21 protein-coding genes are annotated in these 23,427 nt (G+C 60.8%); 9 read left to right on the top strand and 12 right to left on the bottom strand.

Translation table 11 applies throughout. The annotated features are described in order from the left end of the window. Nucleotides 1-398: 398 nt before the first annotated feature. The 7 genes from FBY02_RS09430 to FBY02_RS09400 all read right to left on the bottom strand — a co-directional run bounded on the left by FBY02_RS09430 (nt 399) and on the right by FBY02_RS09400 (nt 9,079). The gene (locus FBY02_RS09430; RefSeq protein ID WP_144926421.1) at nt 399-965 is read right to left on the bottom strand and encodes a GNAT family N-acetyltransferase; all 567 of its coding nucleotides are present in this window, start codon (nt 963-965) and stop codon (nt 399-401) included. 193 nt (nt 966-1,158) lie between these two features. Further along, nucleotides 1,159-1,929 (bottom strand): electron transfer flavoprotein subunit beta, encoded by a 771-nt coding sequence (locus FBY02_RS09425; RefSeq protein WP_047702359.1) that lies wholly within the window; start codon nt 1,927-1,929, stop codon nt 1,159-1,161. Nucleotides 1,930-1,944: 15 nt separating this feature from the next. Beyond that, entirely contained in the window at nt 1,945-3,165 is a 1,221-nt protein-coding gene (locus FBY02_RS09420; RefSeq protein WP_144926418.1) for an electron transfer flavoprotein subunit alpha/FixB family protein, read from the bottom strand. Then, the gene (gene dgcB, locus FBY02_RS09415) at nt 3,165-5,114 is read right to left on the bottom strand and encodes a dimethylglycine demethylation protein DgcB (RefSeq protein WP_144926415.1); all 1,950 of its coding nucleotides are present in this window, start codon (nt 5,112-5,114) and stop codon (nt 3,165-3,167) included. The genes FBY02_RS09420 and dgcB overlap by 1 nt, the downstream gene beginning before the upstream one ends. A gap of 170 nt (nt 5,115-5,284) precedes the next feature. Further along, nucleotides 5,285-7,345 (bottom strand): dimethylglycine demethylation protein DgcA, encoded by a 2,061-nt coding sequence (gene dgcA / locus FBY02_RS09410; protein WP_144926412.1) that lies wholly within the window; start codon nt 7,343-7,345, stop codon nt 5,285-5,287. 15 nt (nt 7,346-7,360) lie between these two features. After that, nucleotides 7,361-7,891: a DUF5943 domain-containing protein gene (locus tag FBY02_RS09405; RefSeq protein WP_024776567.1), complete on the bottom strand. Its 531-nt coding sequence runs from the start codon at nt 7,889-7,891 to the stop codon at nt 7,361-7,363. Nucleotides 7,892-8,101: 210 nt separating this feature from the next. Continuing rightward, the gene (locus tag FBY02_RS09400) at nt 8,102-9,079 is read right to left on the bottom strand and encodes a dipeptidase (RefSeq protein ID WP_072342246.1); all 978 of its coding nucleotides are present in this window, start codon (nt 9,077-9,079) and stop codon (nt 8,102-8,104) included. Nucleotides 9,080-9,313: 234 nt separating this feature from the next. Between FBY02_RS09400 and FBY02_RS09395 the strand changes: the two genes are divergently transcribed. The 3 genes from FBY02_RS09395 (at nt 9,314) to FBY02_RS09385 (ending at nt 11,084) form a co-directional block, all read left to right on the top strand. After that, the gene (locus FBY02_RS09395; protein ID WP_144926565.1) at nt 9,314-9,715 is read left to right on the top strand and encodes a lysozyme inhibitor LprI family protein; all 402 of its coding nucleotides are present in this window, start codon (nt 9,314-9,316) and stop codon (nt 9,713-9,715) included. A 100-nt stretch (nt 9,716-9,815) separates the two neighbouring features. Further along, nucleotides 9,816-10,592, top strand: a complete 777-nt coding sequence (locus FBY02_RS09390) for a DUF4239 domain-containing protein (RefSeq protein ID WP_144926409.1) — start codon at nt 9,816-9,818, stop codon at nt 10,590-10,592. A 75-nt stretch (nt 10,593-10,667) separates the two neighbouring features. Then, nucleotides 10,668-11,084: a DUF3010 family protein gene (locus FBY02_RS09385; protein WP_144926406.1), complete on the top strand. Its 417-nt coding sequence runs from the start codon at nt 10,668-10,670 to the stop codon at nt 11,082-11,084. 32 nt (nt 11,085-11,116) lie between these two features. On the opposite strand, the gene FBY02_RS09380 is transcribed toward FBY02_RS09385, so the two are convergent. Continuing rightward, nucleotides 11,117-12,058: a GlxA family transcriptional regulator gene (locus FBY02_RS09380; RefSeq protein WP_047702367.1), complete on the bottom strand. Its 942-nt coding sequence runs from the start codon at nt 12,056-12,058 to the stop codon at nt 11,117-11,119. A 185-nt stretch (nt 12,059-12,243) separates the two neighbouring features. Between FBY02_RS09380 and FBY02_RS09375 the strand changes: the two genes are divergently transcribed. The 5 genes from FBY02_RS09375 to FBY02_RS09355 all read left to right on the top strand — a co-directional run bounded on the left by FBY02_RS09375 (nt 12,244) and on the right by FBY02_RS09355 (nt 17,088). After that, on the top strand, nt 12,244-13,194 hold the full coding sequence (locus FBY02_RS09375; protein ID WP_144926402.1) for a choline ABC transporter substrate-binding protein: 951 nt from the start codon (nt 12,244-12,246) through the stop codon (nt 13,192-13,194). A 72-nt stretch (nt 13,195-13,266) separates the two neighbouring features. Next, nucleotides 13,267-14,154 (top strand): 3-keto-5-aminohexanoate cleavage protein, encoded by an 888-nt coding sequence (locus FBY02_RS09370; RefSeq protein WP_144926399.1) that lies wholly within the window; start codon nt 13,267-13,269, stop codon nt 14,152-14,154. 181 nt (nt 14,155-14,335) lie between these two features. Beyond that, nucleotides 14,336-15,301, top strand: coding sequence for an L-carnitine dehydrogenase (locus FBY02_RS09365; RefSeq protein ID WP_144926396.1), 966 nt, complete (start codon nt 14,336-14,338; stop codon nt 15,299-15,301). A 126-nt stretch (nt 15,302-15,427) separates the two neighbouring features. Beyond that, the gene (locus FBY02_RS09360; protein WP_144926393.1) at nt 15,428-15,904 is read left to right on the top strand and encodes a thioesterase family protein; all 477 of its coding nucleotides are present in this window, start codon (nt 15,428-15,430) and stop codon (nt 15,902-15,904) included. A 20-nt stretch (nt 15,905-15,924) separates the two neighbouring features. Continuing rightward, complete coding sequence (locus FBY02_RS09355) at nt 15,925-17,088, top strand: gamma-butyrobetaine dioxygenase (protein ID WP_144926390.1); 1,164 nt, start codon at nt 15,925-15,927, stop codon at nt 17,086-17,088. Nucleotides 17,089-17,124: 36 nt separating this feature from the next. On the opposite strand, the gene FBY02_RS28225 is transcribed toward FBY02_RS09355, so the two are convergent. Together FBY02_RS28225 and FBY02_RS09345 are read right to left on the bottom strand one after the other, a co-directional pair. Next, entirely contained in the window at nt 17,125-18,057 is a 933-nt protein-coding gene (locus FBY02_RS28225; protein WP_218570568.1) for a hypothetical protein, read from the bottom strand. After that, on the bottom strand, nt 18,054-19,346 hold the full coding sequence (locus tag FBY02_RS09345; protein ID WP_144926387.1) for an AAA family ATPase: 1,293 nt from the start codon (nt 19,344-19,346) through the stop codon (nt 18,054-18,056). Before FBY02_RS09345 ends, FBY02_RS28225 begins: the two co-directional genes overlap by 4 nt. A 460-nt stretch (nt 19,347-19,806) precedes the next feature. Here FBY02_RS09345 and FBY02_RS09340 point away from each other — a divergent pair, with 460 nt between their 5' ends. Then, the gene (locus FBY02_RS09340; protein WP_144926384.1) at nt 19,807-20,070 is read left to right on the top strand and encodes a hypothetical protein; all 264 of its coding nucleotides are present in this window, start codon (nt 19,807-19,809) and stop codon (nt 20,068-20,070) included. A 114-nt stretch (nt 20,071-20,184) separates the two neighbouring features. Here the strand turns inward: FBY02_RS09340 and FBY02_RS09335 are convergent, their stop codons facing one another. Together FBY02_RS09335 and FBY02_RS09330 are read right to left on the bottom strand one after the other, a co-directional pair. Beyond that, entirely contained in the window at nt 20,185-21,288 is a 1,104-nt protein-coding gene (locus FBY02_RS09335) for a GlxA family transcriptional regulator (RefSeq protein WP_024776554.1), read from the bottom strand. 487 nt (nt 21,289-21,775) lie between these two features. Next, nucleotides 21,776-23,152 carry an L-serine ammonia-lyase gene (locus FBY02_RS09330; RefSeq protein WP_144926381.1) on the bottom strand — a complete coding sequence of 459 codons (1,377 nt, stop codon included), beginning with the start codon at nt 23,150-23,152 and terminating at the stop codon, nt 21,776-21,778. Between the last annotated feature and the right edge of the window lie 275 nt (nt 23,153-23,427).

Genomic DNA, 23,427 nt, shown 5'->3' with positions numbered 1-23,427 from the left:
AATTTGACGAATCTGTGGAAAAACACTTCCACGAGCCTTAATCCAAGGTTTTATGGGGAGTTTTCCTCTCGGAGAGACGAATTGATCATTTTATGATCAACTCAGTGAAAGGCCCGTCCCGCGCGGCTTGTAGAGGACGGCGAACATCTTATCCACAAAAGCGCCAACAACTATTGGGGGCAAAATGGGCATCACACCTGTCTGCAGTGGCGGGAAAAAGCCAATAAAAACCGTGGGTTGAGCTGCTCAATTTTTGATCGCAAGCCTGGAGTGCTTGATTGGCAAGGGGTATGGCAAGGAGCGAACAGGTTATCCACAAGTGGGTATACAGCAATTGTGGGTAAGCACTGATCCTGGGGAAGAACCCGCTCGCTCTCGAGGATTTTTTCCTTCAGCGGTCAGGGCCGATGCATGAGATACGCTTCTCCCGTCACCCGAATCATCGGATGCGGAAAAATCTGACAGGTTTTAACGATTTCAAAGCCGTGGCGCTCATAGAAGCGCCGGGCGCCAGTGTTCGCTGCGTAGTCGATCAGGCTCAACCCCTTGAGCTTCAATCGATCGGCCCGCTGTTGTGCCAGCTCGAGAAAGCGCACGCCCAGGCCCTTGTTGCGCCAACCTTCATGCAAGGCCAGGCTTGATATATAGAGCGTATCGGGAATTTCCATATCGGCGTAAGGCGCCAGCACCGGATCGGTGACAGGAGTCGCCAGCGGATCATGACGCATCACGTAGCAATGCATCATTCCGATGACTCGCCCCTCAGCCTCTGCGATGACACAGTTCTGGTAGGAAAAATCGACATCCTCACGTGCGTAACGAGCTGCGCCCACCTCCACGAGGTCCTGCCCAGGCTCCGCCAACTGGCTCCAGATATAATCCGAAGCACCTTCGGAGGAAATCTGGAACAAGCGAGCAATATCGGGCGTATCCGCGGGTAAAGCCGGGCGAAATTCAATATTCATGAAAGGAGATTCCAGTAGCTATCAGACGCCTTTATGACTTATCCACAGAGGCGCACACAGGAATTGTGGGTAAACCGGACTCCCTTGTTTGGGCTTGCTCGCGAAGACGGTGTGTCAATGACGAAAATGTTGCTGACGTGCCGTCTTCGCGAGCAAGCCCGCTCCCACAGGGATTTGCAGTGGTTACAGCGGACTAGCGAACCACCCCTTCCTCCACCAACAACTTGAGAATCGCTTCGGCACCGGCCTCCGGGCTGACGCCCTTGAGTACTTGCCCGCCTCCGCCGCTGGCCTTGGCCGTGGCGGCTTTCATGCGATCGGCACCACTCTTGGCCTTGATCACTTTCAGGCGCTTGGGGCGTGGCTTGGCCGGCTGCAGCGTTGCCGCCGCGAGCAACTCGTCGTCGATCACTTCGACTTCTTCGGCATGCAAGGCGCCACGTCGGGCCGGACCGTAGGCACTTTGGCGAGGCTTTGGCGCCGCGTTATCCACAGTGGCGAGAAATGGCAGGCGCACCTTCAGCCGTCGCCGTTGGCCACGAGGCAACGCCTGCAACACCAGAGCCACGCCGTTGTCGATGGATTCCACCTGGGCCAACCCCACCACCAACGGCCATCCCAGATTCTCCGCCAGCAGAAACGGCAGCATTCCCGAGCCTTCGCCGGTCTCAGCCTGACTACCGGTGAGCACCACCTGGGGCCCCGCGTCGCGCAGGTAATCGGTCAGGGCCGGTAGCGCGTCGGCCCCCGCCGGGTTTTCCAGCACGCGAAGCTCGTCCAGGCCCATGCCCAAGTAAGCGCGCAGGGCCGGTTCGGCCACGTCGCCGGCATGCAGTACTTGCAGGTCGCTTCCGGCCAGTTGCAAGCCCAACTCCACAGCCCGGGCGTCCTGATCGGCACGCCTTGGCCGACCGGAGGTAGGGTGGGCACCGATGGAGACGAGGCTGATCACTTGAATCGTCATGGTTGAATCCTTAACTTAAGCCGCATCGCGTTTGGCTTCGTTGCGGTAAGCCTCTACGGCCGCGATCAGCGCCTGGAGAATCGCCGCGCTGTCACCGATCACCGACAGATCCGCCCGCTTGATCATGTCGCAACCCGGATCGAGGTTGATCGCCACCACCTTGTCGCAGGCACCGATGCCTTGCAGATGCTGGATCGCTCCGGAAATCCCAACGGCCACATAGACCCGTGCGGTGACCCAGGTACCACTGGCGCCGACCTGACGGTCCCGGGCCATGAACCCATCGTCCACCGCCACCCGCGAAGCGCCTTCGGTGGCGCCCAGGGCCGCAGCGGTCTGATGGAACAGCGCCCAGTCCTTGACCCCGTTACCGCCGGAGAAAATGAATTCGGCTTCGGCCATCGGGATCGCACCCGGGTCCACCGCCACCGCACCCAAATCCTCGATGCGCGACAGGCTGCGGGCCACGCCTGTGGATAACTCCACCGGCAACGCCTCGTGTCGGGTTTCGCTGACCGGTTCGGCACATTCGGCGGCGGCCAGGATCAACCGGGCCAGAGGCCGGGCCAAGTCCTGCAAGCCCGCGCCGGCGCGACCGATGCACTCCTCGCCCTTGACTTGCCAGACGCGGGTAGCCGGGCGTTCGCCCAGGGCCGCAGCAAAGCGCCGGCCCAGCTCGGCGCCACCGCTGCGACTGTCAGGCAGCAACCAATGACGTGGGTTGAACTGGTTATCCACAGCGCGCAGGCCTTGCACCCGTTGTTCCGGTGCATAACCGCTGAACTCCTCGCCGTCCAGCACCAACAGGCGATCGACGCCGGCCGTGGCGAACGCGCTTTCCTTGTGCTCGCCGAAGACCACTGCCAGCACGGCACCGTCCGTACCGGCCAGCTGATGGGCCAGGCCGAGCAGATCGCGGTCGTGGCTGCTGAGGCGTCCGCCCACCATGTCCGGTACCACACAGATGTGGAACGCCGGTTGCGGCACTTGATGCAACGGCAGTTGCACTTCAGTCGCGGCACTGCGCTTGGCGGTGCCACCCTGTTGGGCACCGCTGCGGTCGATACGTTTGATACCGTTGGGGCCGATGAAGCCGACGCCATGGACGTTCTTGCGAACGATGCCGTTGGGGCCCATCCAGCTGTGCTGGACCGGTTGCATGGCCGCGTGCAGCGGGTGCAGGCGGTTGCGGGCGATCCACTCGGCGCGAGGGTCGCGGCGGATGATGTCGCTCATTAATGCACCTCCGCAGGTTCACGTTTGACCGAGGCCGCAGGCTTGCTCGGCGCTGCATCTTCGAGCAGGGCGTCAGCCACCAGCTCGGCGATGTCCTTGATCACCGGCCGTGGCTCGACCACGCCTTCAAGCATGGCGGTGCACTGTGGACAACCCACGGCCACCAACTCGGCGCCGGTTTCGCGGATGTCTTCCATGCGCATGTCAGGGATCCGCTGCTTGCCCGGAATGTCGGTGATCGGCGCACCGCCGCCACCACCGCAGCAACGCGAACGGAAGCCGGAACGCTGCATTTCCTTGACCTCGATGCCCAGCGCACGCAGCACCTGGCGCGGTGCCTCGTATTCGCCGTTGTAGCGGCCCAGGTAGCACGGGTCGTGATAGGTCACACTGTCACCCTTGTGCTGGCCGAGGTTCAGCGCACCGGCGTCAATGATCTCCGCCAGGTAGGTGCTGTGGTGCTGCACCAGGTAGTTGCCATCGAAAGCGCCGTATTCGTTTTTCAGCACGTGGAAACTGTGGGGATCGCAGGTCACGATGCGGTTGAAGCTGTATTTGCCCAGGGTCTGGATATTGCGCTTGGCCAACAGTTGGAACGTCGCTTCGTCGCCGAGGCGCCGGGCCACGTCGCCGCTGTCGCGTTCTTCGAGACCGAGCACGGCGAAATCGATATTCGCCGCCTTCAGCACTTTGACGAAGGCGCGCAAGGTGCGCTGGTTGCGCATGTCGAAGGCACCGTCGCCGACCCAGAACAGCACGTCGGTGGATTTCTTCTCGCTGAGCAGATTCAGGTTGAGGTCCGCCGCCCAGTTCATCCGGCCGCCCGGTGCGAAGCCGCCAGGGTTATCGGTGGCGATGAGATTTTCCAGCACCTCGGCGCCCTTGTTCGGCGTAGCGCCTTTTTCCAGGGTCAGGTGCCGACGCATATCGACGATGGCGTCGACGTGCTCGATCATCATCGGGCATTCCTCGACGCAGGCACGGCAGGTGGTGCAGGACCACAGCGTCTCAGCGTCCACCAGGCCATTGACGATCGGCTGGTGCGGGTTGCCGCCGTGCTCACCCACCGGTTTGCCCGGATACGGGCTGCCGGCGAACTTCGCATCGGTGCCACCGGCCAGGCCGACGACCATGTCCTGGATGAGTTTCTTCGGGTTCAGCGGCTGGCCGGCGGCGAACGCCGGGCAGGCAGCTTCACACTTGCCGCACTGCACGCAAGCGTCGAAGCCGAGCAACTGGTTCCAGGTGAAGTCCTTGGGTTTTTCCACGCCCAACGGCGCGGTTGGATCGTTCAGGTCCAGCGGTTTCAGGCCAGTAGAACGACCGCCGCCAAAACGCTCGGCACGGCGGTGCCAGGCCAGGTGCAGGGCACCGGCGAAGGCGTGCTTCATCGGCCCACCCCAAGTCATGCCGAACAACAGTTCCGACACGCCCCACAACACGCCGACGCCGAGGATCGCCGCCAACAACCAGCCACCGAAGTTCTCCGGGAGAATACCGGCCACCGGTAAGGTCACCAGGAAGAACGAAGCCGAGAACGCCAACAGGCTTTTCGGCAGGCGCATCCACGGGCCTTTCGACAGGCGCGCCGGCGGATTGCGCCGACGCAGGTAGACAAAGATCGCACCGACGAACATCACCGCCGACATCAACAGCAGTGCATAACCAAGGATGCGGTTATGCAGGCCGAAACCGTGCACCAGGATCGCCAGCACGAGCGACGCCACCGCACCACCGGCCGTGGCAACGTGGGTGTTGGCAATGTATTTGTCCCGCGCCACCACGTGGTGCAAATCCACCATGTAGCGCTTGGGCATGGCTAAAAGGCCGCCGATCAGGTTGACCTTGGACGGTCGCCCTCGACGCCACATGTTCACCCGCCGCAAGGCGCCAAGGGCCGCGAGGCCCAGGGCGGCGAACAGCAGGATTGGAAGAAGGGTGTTCAGCATGGTGAAGCTCCCAAAGACCTCAGGTCTTGCAGGCACAGAAACCTGGATGTCTTGCTCGATTCCTGTGGGAGCGGGCTTGCTCGCGAAGGCGGACTCACATTCAACATTGATGTCGACTGATCCACCGCTTTCGCGAGCAAGCCCGCTCCCACAGGGTTATCCACAAGCCGTTAGAAATCCTTGCACAGCCGCAGGGCGTCGTAGATCGCGGCGTGGGTATTACGCTGCGCTACACAGTCACCAATGCGGAACAGCAGATAGCCATCGCCGCTCTGCTCCAAGCATGGTTGAGGCTTGATCGCGAACAGGGCTTCGACATCGATCTGGCCTTTGTTGCGCGAACCTTCCTTGAGGGCGTAGTAGATTTCCTCATCCGGACGCACGCCGTTCTCCACCACCACCTGATCCACCACGCGTTCTTCCTTGGCACCGGTGTATTCGTTCTCCAGCACCGCCACCAGCTTGTCGCCTTCGCGGTAGACCTTCTCCAGCATCATGTCTCCGGTCATGATCACTTCTTTCGGGTACATGCTGCGGTAGTAGGTTGGGAACGACGTCCCGCCAATGGCCACACCCGGCTTGATGTCGTCGGTGACGATCTCGACCTGGCTGCCCTTGTCGGCGAGGAAGTCGGCCACCGACATGCCGGTGAACTCGCAAATGGTGTCGTAGACCAACACGTTTTTGCCCGGAGCGACCTTGCCGTCCAGCACGTCCCAACTGCTGACCACCAGCCCTTCGGCGGCGCCCCAGTGTTCGTTCTGCTCCAGGTTCGGATGACCGCCCACCGCCAGCACTACCACATCCGGACGCAGGTCCATGATGGTTGCCGCGTCGGCCGCCACGCCCAGGCGCAGGTCGACTTTCAGTCGCGCCAGCTCCAGTTGGAACCAACGGGTGATACCGGCGATCTGGTCCCGCTGCGGGGCTTTCGAAGCGGTGGTGATCTGTCCACCGATGAATTCCTTCTTCTCGAACAGGGTCACGTCGTGCCCACGTTCGGCCGCCACGCGAGCGGCTTCCATCCCCGCCGGGCCGGCACCGACCACCACCACCTTGCGTTTCGGCCCGGTGGACTTCTCGATGATGTGCGGCACGCCCATGTATTCACGGGAGGTTGCGGCGTTCTGGATGCACAGTACGTCCAGGCCCTGGTATTGACGGTCAATGCAGTAGTTGGCGCCGACGCATTGCTTGATCTGGTCGACCTGGCCCATCTTGATCTTGGCGATCAGGTGCGGGTCGGCGATGTGGGCGCGGGTCATGCCGACCATGTCGACGTAACCGCCCTCCAGGATCCGCGTGGCCTGGTTCGGGTCCTTGATGTTCTGCGCGTGCAGCACCGGTACCTTGACCACTTCCTTGATGCCGGCGGCCAGGTGCAGGAATGGCTCCGGTGGATAACTCATGTTCGGGATGACGTTGGCCAGGGTGTTATGGGTGTCGCAACCCGAACCTACCACACCGATGAAATCCAGCATGCCAGTGTCGTCGTAGTACTTGGCGATCTGCTTCATGTCTTCATGGGACAGGCCGTCCGGGTGGAACTCGTCACCGCAGATGCGCATGCCCACGCAGAAATCGTCGCCCACTTCGGCACGCACGGCCTTGAGCACTTCCAGGCCGAACTTCATCCGGCCTTCGAAGCTGCCGCCCCATTCGTCGGTACGTTTGTTGACCCGCGGGCTCCAGAACTGGTCGATCATGTGCTGGTGCACGGCGGACAGCTCGACGCCGTCCAGGCCACCGGCCTTGGCCCGGCGCGCGGCCTGGGCATAGTTGCCGATCACCCGCCAGATTTCTTCCGGCTCGATGGTCTTGCACGTGGCACGGTGCACCGGCTCACGCACGCCCGACGGCGACATCAGGGTCGGCCAGTTGAAGCCGTCCCAGCGCGAGCGACGGCCCATGTGGGTAATCTGGATCATGATCTTGGCGCCATGCTTGTGCATGGCGTCGGCCAGGTTCTGGAAGTGCGGGATAATGCGGTCGGTGGACAGGTTCACCGAGCTCCACCATTCCTGCGGGCTGTCGATGGCGACCACCGACGAGCCGCCGCAGATCGCCAGACCGATGCCGCCCTTGGCCTTCTCTTCGTAATACTTCACGTACCGCTCGGTGGTCATACCGCCGTCAGTGGCATAGACCTCGGCGTGAGCGGTGCTGAGCACGCGGTTGCGGATGGTCAGTTTGCCGATCTGGATCGGCTGGAACATTGCTTCAAAAGCCATGGCGCAATCCTCGACTTACAACGGCTTGACGATGAACAGGCCGTCGTCGTGGCCTTCTTCGGAACCACCGTAGACCTGCTCGGCCACGGTACGGATCGAACTGCCGCGGGCAGCGAGGATCTGGTCCATAGCACCGGCGAACCAGCCGGTGAACATGTAGTCGACCTTGCGTCCGACCTTGCCGTACACGTAGACGAACGCCGAGTGTTCGAGCTTGACGCTGCAGGTGCCTTTGTCGAGGTCGATGTCCTGGATCTTGAACAGGCCCCAACCACGTTGCGACAGGCGCTTCATGTAGTGTTCGAACACCGCGACGCCTTCCAGGCCGTGGCATTCGGCTTCTTTTTCACACCAGTGCCAGGCGGATTTGTAGCCGGCCTTGTAGAGGATCTCGGCGTAGGCGTCGGCGCCCAGCACTTCTTCGATACCCATGTGGTTGTTGACGAAGAAGTGACGCGGCACGTAGAGCATCGGCAGGGCGTCGGAGGTCCAGACACCGGTTTCGCTGTCGACTTCGATAGGCAGTTGAGGGGCGATTTTGGCCATGAAAACTTGACTCCAGAATTCGTAATCGTTACTGAGCGAAGCGTTTGCTTCTGCTCTTATAAAAAGCTGTGTGAATGCCTTTGGAGCCGTAGCGAGCACGTCGAGAGCAAGGAAGGACCGGAGCGACAAGCGAGACAGTACGCATGTACGGCGAGCTTGGCGCGAGGACCTGACGCAGCTATCGGCGAGCGCAGTAGGCTCCAGAGGTATTCACTCGCCCCAGACGTCCTTCAGAACGTTCACCCAGTTCTCACCCATGATCTTGCGTACCACCCGCTCGGAGTGACCGCGCTTGAGCAGCGTCTCGGTGAGGTTCGGGAACTCGCCCACGGTGCGGATGCCCAGGGGGTTGATGATCTTGCCGAAGTTGGTCAGACGACGGGCGTAGCCCTTGTCGTGGGTCAGCATTTCGAAGAACGCCTGATCGTGGCCCTGGGTGAAGTCGGTACCGATACCAATGGCGTCCTCGCCAACGATGTTCATGGTGTATTCGATGGCTTCGGCGTAATCGTCGATGGTCGAATCGATGCCCTTGGCCAAAAACGGCGCGAACATGGTCACGCCGACGAAACCGCCATGATCAGCGATGAATTTCAGTTCTTCATCGGACTTGTTGCGCGGGTGCTCTTTCAGGCCGGACGGCAGGCAGTGGGAATAGCAGACCGGCTTCTTCGACTCGAGGATGACCTCTTCGGAGGTCTTGGAACCGACGTGGGACAGGTCGCACATGATGCCGACACGGTTCATCTCGGCGACGATTTCACGACCGAAGCCCGACAGGCCGCCGTCGCGCTCGTAGCAGCCGGTGCCCACCAGGTTCTGGGTGTTGTAGCACATCTGCACCACACCGACACCGAGCTGCTTGAAGATCTCGACATAGCCGAGCTGGTCTTCGAAGGCGTGGGCGTTCTGGAAGCCGAAGATGATGCCGGTCTTGCCCTGCTCCTTGGCGAGGCGGATGTCGGCGGTGGTTTTCACCGGGATCACCAGGTCGCTGTTTTCACGGATCAGTTTCTGGCTGGCTGCGATGTTGTTGATGGTGGCCTGGAAGCCTTCCCATACCGACACGGTGCAGTTGGCTGCGGTCAGGCCGCCCTTGCGCATGTCTTCGAACAGTTCGCGGTTCCATTTGGCAATGATCAGCCCGTCGATAACGATGCTGTCGGCGTGCAATTCGGCTGGGCTCATCAGGCAGTCCCCTTTTATCGGATTTCATGCGCCGAATCGTCTGCCGGCGCTTTGGGGCCAGCATATGCCTGAGGGCCGTGGCGACCCGGTGCAAAAACGACAGGGGAATTGCCGAAAGCGTCAATCCGCGACAAAGGGCTGCGCGAGGCCCACCCTCGCCGTCTGTTCTTTGCCCGGCGCTTGCGCCAGAATCCGCTGCATCACTGGTTTTCACTGGACTTGAGCGGCAACGCAATGAAATCAATCTTCCTGGCTTTGGCATTGATCAGCACCGTCGCCCACGCGACCGAAGACACCGAACAGAACCCCTGCGACGCCGTCGAAAACGACGTCCAGACCCTCGCCTGCTCCGCCTACGGCAAGACGGCCGCCGAACAGCTGCTGAGCGAAAACCTGCAAAGCCTCAACGAACGCCTGCAGACCCGTTACGGCAGCGACAAGGCCCAGCTCAACGACATCACCGCCAAGATCAAGGCCGCCCAGCAACTGTGGCAGAAGCAGCGCGACGCCGACTGCGCCATCGCCGCCTTTCCGGCCAAACCGGGCAGCGAAGCGTACAAGATCGCTGAAAACGACTGCATGGCCCAGGTGAGCGATGATCGGTCGGAGTTTTTGGAGTCAATCGGACAGGAGTGACCCAGAGGCGTCACTCCCGCCTACTGTCAACTCTGACAGTAGGCGGATCACAACGAGAATCCTAGGATGAGCCCACGCTTCGCCTTGCGGGGATTCTCGAATGCATGCGCTCACCGTCCTGCCCCTCTACGGCCTGGCCATTTTCATCGCCATCGTGCTGGGCATCGAGGCCGGTCGCCGGATCGGCAATCGCCATCTGACCCTGGATCCCGAGGGCGCCCGCCAGGGCATCGGGGCTATTGAGGGCGCGGTGTTCGGCCTGTTGGCACTGTTGATTGCCTTTACCTTCTCCGGTGCGGCCTCGCGCCTGGATCAGCGGCGAGCCTTGATCGTTGCCGAAACCAACGCCATGGGCACCGCCTGGCTGCGTCTGGACCTGCTGCCGGCCAGCGAGCAACCGGCGGTGCGCCAGGTTTTCAGGGATTATGTCGACGCCCGGATCGACTACTACCGCGACTTGCGCGAGGACGAGATCGACGAAACCGCCCATGACCGGGCCAATGAGTTGCAGCGAACCATCTGGAAACGCACGGTCGCCGCCCTGCAGCAGATGCCCACGCCGACCCTGGGGGTCAGTGCGCTGCAGGCGCAGAATGAAATGATCGACATCACCACCACCCGCGCCGTGGCCCACGAAACCCACCCACCACTGATCATCTACCTGATGCTGGTGACCATGACCCTGGTCAGTGCCGTGCTGATCGGCTACGGCATGGCCGGTACGGCGCAGCGTCACTGGCTGCACAGCCTGGGCTACGCGGCGGTCATGGTCTGCGTGTTGTATGTGATCCTGGACTTCGAGTACCCCCGCTTCGGCGTCATCCGGGTCGACTACTTCGACAAAATCATGCTGGACCTGCGCAAGACCATGGACTGAGGCAACAAAATCACCACGTCTCCTGGCTTCGATGTGGATAGACTTGAGCCTCATATCCAAATCCCGAAGGTTCGAATGATTATCTGCGGCATTGAAATCAAAGGCAGCGAAGCAATCATCGCCGTCGCTTCACTGGATCAACAGGCCTTGAGCCACGTCGCGCTCAATACCAAGAAAATCACCCTGGACGAGGATGACGAGGCCGCCAACGTCAAAGCGTTCGCTGCTCAAGTACGGGCGTTTGTGCTGGAGAACGGCATCGAACGCATCGCCATCAAGAAACGCAGCAAGAAGGGCGAATTCGCCGGCGGCCCCACAACGTTCAAGATCGAAGGGATTTTCCAGTTGCTGGAAGGCTGCGAAGTGACCCTGCTTTCGCCACAGACCATCAATGCACAGAGCAAGAAACATGACTTCGCTTTGCCGGCGACGCTGAACAAGTATCAGCATGAGGCGTACAAGGCGGCGTGTGCGGCGTTGATGAAACAATAATGCCTCGCTCCCACAGGCCCTTTGTTCGGCCATCAGACCACCTTGCGCCGATCCTCCCGAGGACACCGCTCGAACCTCGCCCGATAACTGCGGGTGAAGTACGACGGTGACTCGAATCCGCAGGCTATGCTCACTTCCAGCACGCTCATGTCGGTCTGGCGCAGCAGTTGCCGGGCCTTTTCCAGACGCAGGCGCAGGTAGAAGTTGCTGGGCGTGTCGTTCAGGTGCAGGCGGAACAGCCGCTCGAGCTGGCGCCGGGTGACACCGATGGATTCGGCCAGCTCAAGGGTGCTCAGGGGCGGTTCGCTGTGGGTTTCCATCTCACCAATGACATGCACCAGCTTTTTGTTGCGGATGCCGTAGCGGCTGGCAATCTCCATGCGCTGGTGATCCTTGCGCGGGCGGATGCGGCCGAGCACGAATTGTTCGCTGACCTGAATCGCCAGGTCCGCGCCATGGGCCTGGCCGATCAGGTCCAGCATGAGATCGATGGAAGCAGTGCCCCCGGCACAGGTGATGCGGCGACGATCGATTTCGAAAAGCTCCTGGGTCACGCTGAGCTGTGGATAAGACTCCTTGAACGCCTCGATGGCCTCCCAGTGAAGGGTGACCCGGTGCCCTTCCAGCAACCCCGCGTCGGCCAGAACCACACTGCCCGTATCGATGCCGCCGAGGGTCACGCCCTCCTTGTCCAGTCGATGCAACCAGCGCTCCAACGCCGGCGTGGCGAATTTCAGCGGTTCGAACCCCGCCACCACCCACAACGTCGCGCCTTTCTTCAACGGCTCCAGCGCAGCATCGGCGTTGACCGACATGCCGTTGCTGGCCAGGACCGCACCGCCATCGGCACTCAACACATGCCAGCGGTACAGTTCACCGCGAAAGCGATTGGCTACCCGCAACGGCTCGATGGCCGAAATGAAGCCGATGGCCGAAAAACCCGGCATCAGCAAGAAATAGAAGTCCTGGGACATGGCGCACTCGGTCGACGGGCAGCGTGGAGATCTTGATACGCCACTTGCCGGGGCCGTTCAAGAGGTCGCCGCAGTGCAAGTGCGGGTCGCCGCAGTGCGTTTTGCGAAAGGGCCGGCTGCGTAACTTGGCATCACCGGCGCGCAGACGCCGGAACCCATAACAATAAGCTGCCGAGGAACCCGACATGAAACGACTGATCAGCTCCTGCGTTCTTGCACTCAGCGGTACCACCTTCCTGGGCATGAGCTCCGCCACCCTGGCCGCCGAACCGGCAGCGTGCCAGAACGTGCGCCTGGGCGTGGTCAACTGGACCGACGTCATCGCCACCAGCGCCCTGACCCAGGTGATGCTCGACGGTCTCGGCTACCAGACCAAGCAAACCAGCGCCTCCCAGCAAATCATCTTCGCCGGCATCCGCGACCAGCGCCTGGACCTGTTCCTGGGCTACTGGAACCCGCTGATGACCCAGACCATCACGCCGTTCGTCGAGGCCAAGCAGGTGAAGGTACTGGAGCAACCCAGCCTGAAGGACGCCCGCGCCACCCTGGCGGTGCCGACTTACCTGGCCGACAAGGGCCTGAAGACCTTCGCCGACATCGCCAAGTTCGAGAAGGAACTGGGCGGCAAGATCTATGGCATCGAACCCGGCTCCGGCGCCAATACTCAGATCAAGGCAATGATCGCCAAGAACCAGTTCGGCCTGGGCAAGTTCCAACTGGTGGAGTCCAGCGAGGCCGGCATGCTCGCCGCCGTGGACCGTGCCGTGCGGCGCAAGGAAGCCGTGGTGTTCTTCGGTTGGGCGCCGCACCCGATGAACGTTAACGTACAGATGACCTACCTCACCGGCAGCCAAGACGCCCTCGGCCCGAATGAAGGCATGGCCACCGTATGGACCGTCACCGCACCGAACTACGCCGAACAATGCCCGAACGTCAGCCGGCTACTGAGCAACCTGACCTTCAGTGCCAAGGACGAGAGCAAGATGATGCAGCCACTGCTGGATCACAAGGACCCGCTCGAATCGGCCCGGCAATGGCTCAAGGACCACCCCCAGGACAAGCAGCGCTGGCTCGAAGGCGTGACCACCTTCGACGGCAAGCCGGCCGCCGACAACCTGAAACTGACCAGTAACTGATCGAACGTTATCCCTCTGCGCAGCACCCGACTGGCTGCGCAGTGACTCACTACGCCTGAAGGAAACCGCACCATGAACCACGACGTCATCATCACCTGCGCACTCACCGGTGCTGGCGACACCACCGCCAAGAGCCCTCACGTACCGGTCACGCCGAAACAGATCGCCGAAGCCGCCGTGGAAGCCGCCAAGGCCGGGGCCACGGTGGTCCATTGCCACGTCCGCGACCCGCAGACCGGCAAGTTCAGCCGCGACGTGGCGCTGTATCGCGAAGTGATGGAACGCATCCGCGAGGCGGACGTGGACATCATTGTCAACCTCACCGCCGGCATGGGCGGCGACCTGGAGATCGGGCCCGGCGAACGGCCGATGGAGTTCGGTCCCAACACCGACCTGGTTGGCCCGCTGACCCGCCTGGCCCACGTCGAAGAACTGCTGCCGGAAATCTGCACCCTGGACTGCGGCACCCTGAATTTCGGCGACGGTGACACCATTTACGTCTCGACCCCGGCGCAGCTGCGGGCCGGGGCCAGGCGCATCACCGAGCTGGGGGTCAAAGCCGAGCTGGAAATCTTCGACACCGGCCATCTGTGGTTCGCCAAGCAGATGATCAAAGAAGGCCTGCTGGACAACCCACTGTTCCAGCTCTGCCTGGGCATCCCATGGGGCGCACCGGCCGACACCACCACCATGAAGGCCATGGTCGACAACCTGCCGGCAGACGCGGTGTGGGCCGGCTTCGGCATCGGCCGCATGCAAATGCCGATGGCGGCCCAGGCGGTGCTGCTCGGCGGCAACGTGCGGGTCGGCCTGGAAGACAACCTGTGGCTGGACAAGGGCGTGCTCGCCACCAACGGCCAACTGGTGGAGCGCGCTGGCGAGATTCTCAGCCGCCTCGGTGCCCGCGTGCTCACGCCCGCCGAAGGCCGCAAGAAGATGGGGTTAGTCAAGCGTAGCTGAACCGAGCTTGTACATCACACCTACTGAAAACCCAGATTTTTGTACGCTACAGAACAAATGTGGGAGCGGGCTTGCTCGCGAAGACGGTGTTCCGTTCACGAGATAGCCATTGGATGTACCGGCCCCTTCGCGAGCAAGCCCGCTCCCACAATTGGCTCACCGAACTATTCAGGAAACCACCATGAGCTTTATCACCGACATCAAGACCTTCGCCGCCCTGGGCAGTGGCGTCATCGGCAGCGGCTGGGTCAGCCGAGCCCTGGCCCACGGCCTGGACGTCGTGGCCTGGGACCCGGCACCGGGTGCCGAGGCAGCGCTGCGCAAACGCGTCGCCAGTGCCTGGGGCGCACTGGAGAAGCAAGGCCTGGCGCCTGGCGCCTCCCAGGACCGGCTACGTTTTGTCGCGACCATCGAGGAGTGTGTACGCGATGCCGACTTCATCCAGGAAAGCGCCCCCGAGCGCCTGGAACTCAAACTCGATCTGCACAGCCGGATCAGCGCCGCCGCCAAGCCGGGCGCGTTGATCGGCTCCAGCACCTCAGGCTTGCTGCCGAGCGAGTTCTACGAAGGTTCCACTCATCCCGAGCGCTGCGTGGTCGGCCACCCGTTCAACCCGGTGTACCTGCTGCCACTGGTGGAAGTGGTCGGTGGCAAGAACACCGCGCCAGAAGCCATCCAGGCCGCCATGCAGGTCTATGAATCGCTCGGCATGCGCCCCCTGCACGTGCGCAAGGAAGTACCCGGTTTCATCGCTGACCGCCTGCTTGAAGCGCTCTGGCGCGAAGCATTGCACCTGGTCAACGACGGCGTGGCGACCACCGGCGAAATCGATGACGCCATCCGCTTCGGTGCCGGGCTGCGCTGGTCGTTCATGGGTACGTTCCTGACGTACACCCTGGCCGGCGGCGATGCCGGGATGCGTCATTTCATGGCCCAGTTCGGCCCGGCATTGCAACTGCCGTGGACCTACCTACCGGCACCGGAACTGACTGAGAAGTTGATCGACGACGTGGTGGAAGGCACCAGCGATCAGTTGGGCAGCCACAGCATTGCGGCGCTGGAGCGCTATCGTGACGACTGCCTGCTGGCGGTGCTGGAGGCGGTGAAGACCACCAAGGCCAAACATGGCATGAACTTCACCGAATAACCTTTGTGGGAGCGGGCTTGCTCGCGAAGAGGCCAGTACATCCGCTAAAGATGTTCTGGCCGATACACCGCTTTCGCGAGCAAGCCCGCTCCCACATGAAACCCAATCTTCAGTTGGATTGTCATCATGCCCACCCTCACCACCTATCAAACCCATATTCGCCCCGAATGGGTCGATTACAACGGTCACCTGCGCGACGCGTACTACCTGCTGATTTTCAGCTACGCCACCGACGCGCTGATGGACATGCTCGACATGGACAGCCAGAACCGCGACGCCAGCGGCCACTCGCTGTTCACCCTCGAACTGCACCTCAATTACCTGCACGAGGTGAAGGTCGACGCCGACGTCGAGGTGCATACCCAGATCATCGGTCACGACGCCAAACGCCTGCATCTCTATCACAGCCTGCACCTGGTCGGCGGGGACAAGGCGTTGGCGGGTAACGAGCAGATGCTGCTGCACGTCGATCTGTCGGGCCCGCGTTCGGCGCCCTTCACGGAGGCCACCCTGGGCAAACTCAAGGCCTTGATCACTGAACAATCCGATCTGCCATCGCCGGACTACATCGGTCGGATCATTGCCCTGCCGCCTGCCCGTTAAGCTTCGAACAGGAGATCGCCATGAACACCGCCGCTGCCTTTGCCGACTTCCGCCGCTATCCCCTGGTTTGCGCGCTGACCGCGGCAAGTCCCTTCGCCGACCGGATACAGGTCACCTGGGCCGACGGCCGGCTCAGCCCGTTTCATCATCAATGGCTGCGGGATAACTGCCCCTGCCCGCAGTGCGTCTATACCGTTACCCGGGAACAGGTGCTGGAAATCGTCGATGTGCCTGAAGAGCTGGCGCCTGGTGCGATCCGCCTCGATGCCGAAGGCTGCCTGTGTGTGGATTGGCAGGACGGCCATTGCAGCCGTTTCGATCCGGGCTGGCTCCGTGCCCACGCCTACGATGATGAATCCAGGGCCGAGCGTCTGGCAGGCAAGGCCGAGCGCCAATTGTGGAAACACGATCTGCAATTGCCGGTATTCGATTACCCGGCGCTGATGGAAGATGCCGACGCGCTGCTGCAATGGCTGCTGGCGGTACGGGACGTCGGCCTGACCCAGGTCCGCGGTGTGCCCACCGAACCCGGCTCGCTGAAACAGATTGCCCAGCGCATCTCGTTTATCCGCGAGAGCAACTTCGGCGTGCTGTTCAATGTGCAATCCAAGGCCGATGCCGACAGTAACGCCTACACCGCCTTCAACCTGCCCTTGCACAGCGACTTGCCGACCCGAGAGTTGCAGCCGGGGTTGCAGTTCCTGCATTGCCTGGTCAATGACGCGGACGGCGGCGAGAGCATTTTCGTCGACGGTTTCGCCATCGCCCAAGCCCTGCGCCAGGAAGACCCCGAGGCTTTTGCAGCGTTATGCGAGATCCCAGTGGAGTTTCGCAACAAGGATCGCCACAGCGACTATCGCTGCCTGGCGCCGATCATCGCGCTGGATGCGCTGGGGCAGGTTGCGGAAATCCGCATGGCCAACTTCCTGCGCGGGCCGTTCGACACCTCGGTCGAGCAGATGCCCAGGCTCTACCGCGCCTACCGGCGCTTCATCGCCTTGACCCGCGAACCGTCATTTCGCCTGATGCAGCGGCTGGAGCCCGGCCAGTTGTGGTGCTTCGACAACCGCCGCACCCTCCATGCCCGCAACGCCTTCGACCCGGCCACCGGCGCGCGGCATTTCCAGGGCTGCTATGTGGATCGGGATGAGTTGCTGTCGCGGATCCTGGTGTTGCAGCGCTAGACACGGCAAGCGTGCCGTCGCGGGCTTTGGTTGGATTCAATCATCACGCCGCAGCACGTGATCATCGCCGGCATGGAATTGCACTCCCAACGAATCCGTCAAGCTGGCGGCGGCTTGCCTTGCCCCCTGAAAAGCAATATCGCCAGAGGCATCGACCACCCCCATGGACAACTCATGGAAATCCCCACCCCTCGGAGTGGCAAGCTGAAGGGCTATCAGTGTAACGACGGCATCCGCTCTCCCTTCTGCTGTCCAAATTATCATTTGGCGCCTGTGACCATCCTCGCCACGACGACCGTTCAGTCTTGTTTGCTCCCGAACCGCGTCCCGACCCGCACTACACGCGCTTTCATAGGCATTTCTTACTTGCTCGTGCGACAGAGCAACAATCTGTTGTTTGATGTTTCGCTTCTCAACGGCAGCGGCAATCAGAGGTGCTTTCTTACGCAATCCTTCCAGGCTGAGCTCGTCGTCTTCATACATTCGCAACCATTCGCGGCGAGTGCGCAGCAAGCGCTCGTCGTCTCGAATAGGCAGTTTGGTCAGCATATTTTCTGCGCGCTTTCGAAAACGCTGGGGAACTTCGTCTGTGAGCGCCAACTGAAGTGAAGGCAGTAATATTTCAAACCAACCAGCACCAACAAGGAACGGATCAAGTAAGTCAGCCGCTTTCTTCTTGCTTTTGGAACTGTTCAGCCAGCCTGCCATATATCGATAGTTGGACCATTCGTAGGCAAGAGCCATGTCTTCATGACAGCTGACAAAATGGTCAACGGTGCCGTCCGATATCCACATGGCACCTAATGCACAACGGTCACTGAATCCTTGTGCAAGGGCCGGTTTGAATGCGGACCAAAAGTCTGTAGGACGGCTTTTATCGGGATTGGCCAGGAGCCAAGCGGCTCCTTTCTTGCGACAGTCCTTGTCGAATTCTTTTGGCTCATCGATAGGATTAGGTACAGGAATCATTTCTGCCGCCTACGCCGTCTGTCTTCAACGCTCTTCTCCACAGAGACAATCCAGCGAGGCCAAAAATGGTCGGTTTCGGGCAGGGCCTTAATTAGCGCCTCGTGAATTTCCTTTTCGCTATCAAGGTGCGCAGGCAGATCCTTTCGATCATCTCGCATCCAAGCCTCGGCTGCCTCTATCGCCAGCTCAGCGTCCACGGACCGAGCCTGCCTCAAGCCAAAAGACTCCGAGACCAACCAATTGACAACATCCCCTTGCTTGGCCCAAATCTCTCTGGAGATATGGGCTTCACCCGCCTCAAGATTGATGTTGAACACCGCATCGATCGACTGATCGAAGTCAGGCTCAACAGACGCAAGGACCAGAGGAGAGTGAGTGGCAATCAACAATTGAACAGCCACCTCCTCCCCCGTCATGGCTTGAACGACCTTGAGCAATGCGGGAACGATTCGACGCTGCCATTGAGGATGAAGATGACACTCCACCTCATCGACGAGAAAAATAATTTCCTTCGCCGGTTTGATTTTCCGTTGTCTGCACGCGCGCTTATGGCCATTCCAAGTCCAGACCAACATGTAGGCCAGGGCCGCAATACGACGCATCCCCGCCGATGCATGCACCAACGGAACATCAAGGCCATACGACATCCTCAACGTTGGATATTCAGTTTCATCGAGCGCACCGATGTGACAAGGCTCACCCGGTGATAACTTCTCGATGCCTGAAGGTGATAAAGCATCCAGCGCCAGCGTCAATTCCTTGAATGCAGAATCACCGCTGGTTCGTTGCCAGCGAACCCAATCGTGAATAAGGCCATTACAGATATTCGTACCTTTGTCGGATACCGCTCCTTTCCAGACCTGATCGGGTGAAAAATTGAACGCACGGATTTTTTCTTCTGCATCCGCTTGCTGGTCACTCCAGTAATTTCGTGCTGGGTCCCACGCAGAAAAGCTTCCGTCCACTCCGGCATAGATCACCACACCCGGAATAGAAGGGCGTGCCTTCGGCTTTCGCCAAATACCGCCATCGAATGGAATTACGCCTTCCTTGTCTCCCGCTGTCACTTTGCTGAAAGCAAATCCGATACTGGCACTGGTAGCGCTCTCCCGGGGGACGGCTTCGATACCTCTCGCCCAAGTTCGTGTGAGAACCCACCACGCAGCATCCAGCAGAAAACTTTTCCCCAATCCGTTATCGCCAGTGATGAAATTCAGACGAGGAGCAAACTCGACAGGCCCGAAGACCTCTGCAGGGCCAACACCTTTAAGGGTCAAGAGTTTCAGCATTACGTTACCTTCCGTTTTGTCCATCTGACTGGAGGTTCGGCCCGGATAGACGAGTTTCAGCCTGTAACCGTCGCCCTATCGAGCGCGGAACAAGTGAAGAGCAAGCATAGACAGTCCAATCTGAATTGGTCGTAATGCTAATGCCAAACAGCAACTCGTAGCCATCCTTTGCATACGAGCAGTCGTAAACTGATTTTACAGTTGCAGAAGACAAAAAAATCCCCGATCAAGCCGTGACAGGATCGGGGCAGGAGGCGTTACTGGAGGAGCTGTCGCGCGAGGGTGACCAAACCATCGTGATTCAGCTTGAGGCCAGTGTGCCCAGTCCCGATCAGCGTCAGTTAGCCGAAAACGACACACTCATAGCCATATAGGTCATCGCGACGATTTGCCCTTGCCGCCGCTTCGGGTGGCTACCAGAATCGGATCAGACCCCAATCCCGGAACAAGGAAAAGCGTCATGATGCACGCCGATTTGATCGACCAGGAAGACCTGCTGGGCCAGTTCAAGGCTCTCGGTCTTCAGATACCCAGCGGCTCTACCGCCGAGCAGGCCTGCGAGTGTGCGGTGCGCGGCCTGGACAAGGCTCGTGCCAATGAACTGCGCCGGATGGTCAAGGAAATGTACACCAGCAGCGCTACCATCTTGCCGGCTGTGCGCCAGGCGATCGACAAGCAGCTGTTGCCGGCACTGGCGCAATACCAACAGAACCACAGCGCCTGAAAAACCAATCGCGAGCAGGCTCGCTCCCACAGTGGTCTGCGGCGTGCACACTATCTGTGACACCCGCAGCATCCCCTGTGGGAGCGAGCCTGCTCGCGATGAAGGCGCCTCGGTCTAGAGCCTCACACTGGCAAACGTCGACTCGTTGCGCGCCTGGCTCAATGCCGACAACGGACCGGACAACGGCGACAGCACCAGGGCCTGCGGCAATGGCATCATCGCCACCTGTTGCGTGGTGTTGGAACCGACGCGCTCGTCGCGCGGTGGAATGCCGAAGTATTCGCGGTAGCACTTGGAGAAGTGCGGCGTGGAGACGAAGCCGCACACCGATGCCACTTCGATGATCGACATCGGCGTCTGCTTGAGCAGTTGCCGTGCACGGATCAGTCGCAGCTTGAGGTAATAGCGCGACGGCGAGCAGTGCAGGTATTTCTGGAACAGCCGCTCCAACTGACGCCGGGACACGGCGACGTACACCGCCAGTTCGTCCAGGTCGATCGGCTCTTCGAGGTTGGCCTCCATCAGCGCGACGATTTCCTGCAACTTCGGCTGGTTGGTGCCGAGCATGTGCTTGAGCGGCACACGCTGGTGATCCTGCTCGTTGCGGATGCGCTCATAGACAAACATTTCCGAGATGGCCGCCGACAATTCGCGACCATGGTCGCGACTGATCAGATGCAGCATCATGTCCAGCGGCGCGGTACCGCCGGAGCTGGTGAAACGGTTGCGGTCGAGGGTGAACAGGCGGGTGCTCATCGACACCCGCGGGAAAGCTTCCTGCATCGCCGCCAGGCATTCCCAGTGCACGCTGCAATCGAACCCATCGAGCAGACCGGCGCAGGCCAATGCCCAACTGCCAGTGCAGACCGCGCCAAGGCGGCGGGACTGGCGGGCCTGGCCCTGCAGCCAGGACACGTGTTCGCGGGTAACGGTGCGCTGGATGCCGATGCCGCCACAGACGATAACGGTATCCAGAGCCGGTGCCTTGTGCATGGACGCGTCCGGAGTGATCTGCAGACCGTCACTGGCCCAGACCTGCCCGCCATCCACGGTGAGGGTGGTCCAGCGATACAGCTCGCGACCGGATAGCTGGTTGGCCATGCGCAGGGGCTCCACTGCGGACGCCAGGGAAATCAGCGTGAAATTGTCCAGCAGCAAAAAGCCGATGGACTGAGGCGCACGGTTCTGGGGTTGGGCCCCGGAGTGGGTCGACGTCATCGCGGTATCTCCTCACACAAAGCGGGTGATGGCCTCAGGCGGAGGCTCTTTTTATTGGTGATTGCCCTCGGTCTCTACGCAGGAGACGGGCTTTGTTATGGATAGAGCAATTGCCGTGCCTAAATTTGAATACGCATTCAATAAATCCTGAAAACGACATGCCGAGCCGTCTATATAAGGCGCATACCGCGTGTGGATTATCGGGGTCTTCAAAGGCTTCCGGCGCTTGGTCCAGCGAGCAGTGAGCAGTTCGGTAGCACTTGTGGTAACTGGGCTGCGCCGTTTTCGGCACAGTGTCACCGCAAGCACGGGAGACGAACGGTCGAAAGCTGCGCGCCGGCTGATCCGAGAACAGGGTCTTATCTGATTGCGACGCGCTAAAAGGTGGCGGATTCAGGAGGCAATGTTCGTTTATTGAGCAGTTTCAGAGGCGCTTGTGGCGAGGGGATTTATCCCCTCGCCACAAGGAGGGACCGTTGCGATCCGATCAACACTCCACCGCACTGACCGCCAACCCACCGCGCGACGTCTCTTTATATTTGTCGTGCATGTCGGCGCCGGTATCACGCATGGTGCGGATCACCCGGTCGAGGGATATGAAATGCTGGCCGTCACCCCGCAGGGCCATTTGCGCCGCATTGATGGCTTTTACCGCGGCAATCGCATTGCGCTCGATGCAAGGCACCTGAACCAGACCGCCCACCGGGTCGCAAGTCAGGCCGAGGTTATGCTCCAGGCCGATTTCCGCCGCGTTGCACAGTTGCTCCGGCGTGGCCCCCAGAATCTCCGCCAGACCCGCCGCCGCCATGGCGCAGGCCGAGCCCACTTCGCCCTGGCAACCGACTTCGGCACCGGAAATCGAGGCGTTCTTCTTGCACAGGATGCCCACCGCTGCCGCGCCGAGGAAATAATCCACCACGTTGGCGTCGGTAACGTCCTCGCTGAACTTCATGAAATAGTGCAGCACTGCTGGAATGATCCCGGCCGCGCCATTGGTCGGCGCCGTCACCATGCGTCCACCGGCGGCGTTTTCCTCGTTGACCGCCAAGGCGAAGAGGTTGACCCACTCCATCGCGCTCAGGGTCGAGCCGATAACATTCGGCTTGTTCAATTCTTGCAGACTGCGGTGCAACTTGGCCGCACGCCGGCGCACGTTCAACCCGCCGGGCAGGATACCTTCGTGCTTGAGACCCTGCTCGACACAATCCTGCATGGCCCGCCAGAGCTTCATCAGCCCACTGCGGATTTCTTCTTCCGAGCGCCAGGCCTTTTCGTTAGCCATCATCAGTTCGGCCACGCGCAGGTTGTGGGTGCGACACAACATGAGCAGTTCTTCGGCGCTGGAGAAATCATAAGGCAGCTGAGTGGTGTCCAGGTCCGCTACGCCGCTGGAGGCCTGGGCCTCATCGACGACAAAGCCACCGCCAACTGAATAATAGGTGTCGCGGAACAACTCACCGCTGGCGCCTTCGGCCACCAGCGTCATGGCATTGGGATGGAACGGCAGGTTTTCGTCGATCAGGCGCATGTCCCGCGCCCATACGAAAGGTACTGGCAAGCGACCGTCCAATTGCAGGGTCTCGGTTTCGCGCAACCGCGCGATGCGCGGCGCAATCTGCGACGGATCGATCGCATCCGGCCACTCGCCCATCAGCCCCATGATGACCGCGGTATCGCTGCCGTGGCCGATGCCGGTGGCCGACAGCGAACCATAGAGCTGAACCTCGACCCGCCGCACGTCGTTCAACAACGCCTTTGCCCGCAGCGCCTCGACAAACAGCGCCGCGGCGCGCATCGGGCCGACCGTGTGAGAACTGGACGGGCCAATACCGATTTTGAACAGATCGAACACACTGATTGCCATTGCCTAGAACCTCCAGAACGGGCATATCCGGGCGCAGGAGCGCCCGGTGACGGAGCTGCTACGCTCAACGCCGGATGGCCGCATCATCCGGTTTTTGCCCTAGGGGTCGACGTCTGACACCGACGCAATTATGCCCACCAACGTCGCCGGCCCCATGACAGGGTTCTACGCCGTTTTTTTGCGTGTCAGAGACCTGCCAGAGGCGGAAAAAATCTGTAAACGACGTCACCGACACTGGATGCGACCCTCCCTGTACTGGATACGACTCACCCTGT

The organism is Pseudomonas sp. SJZ078 (assembly GCF_007828255.1).
In the GTDB taxonomy this organism is placed as follows: domain Bacteria; phylum Pseudomonadota; class Gammaproteobacteria; order Pseudomonadales; family Pseudomonadaceae; genus Aquipseudomonas.
The sequence above is the reverse complement of the archived record's forward strand: the minus strand, read 5'-3'. Positions and strand labels throughout refer to the sequence as shown.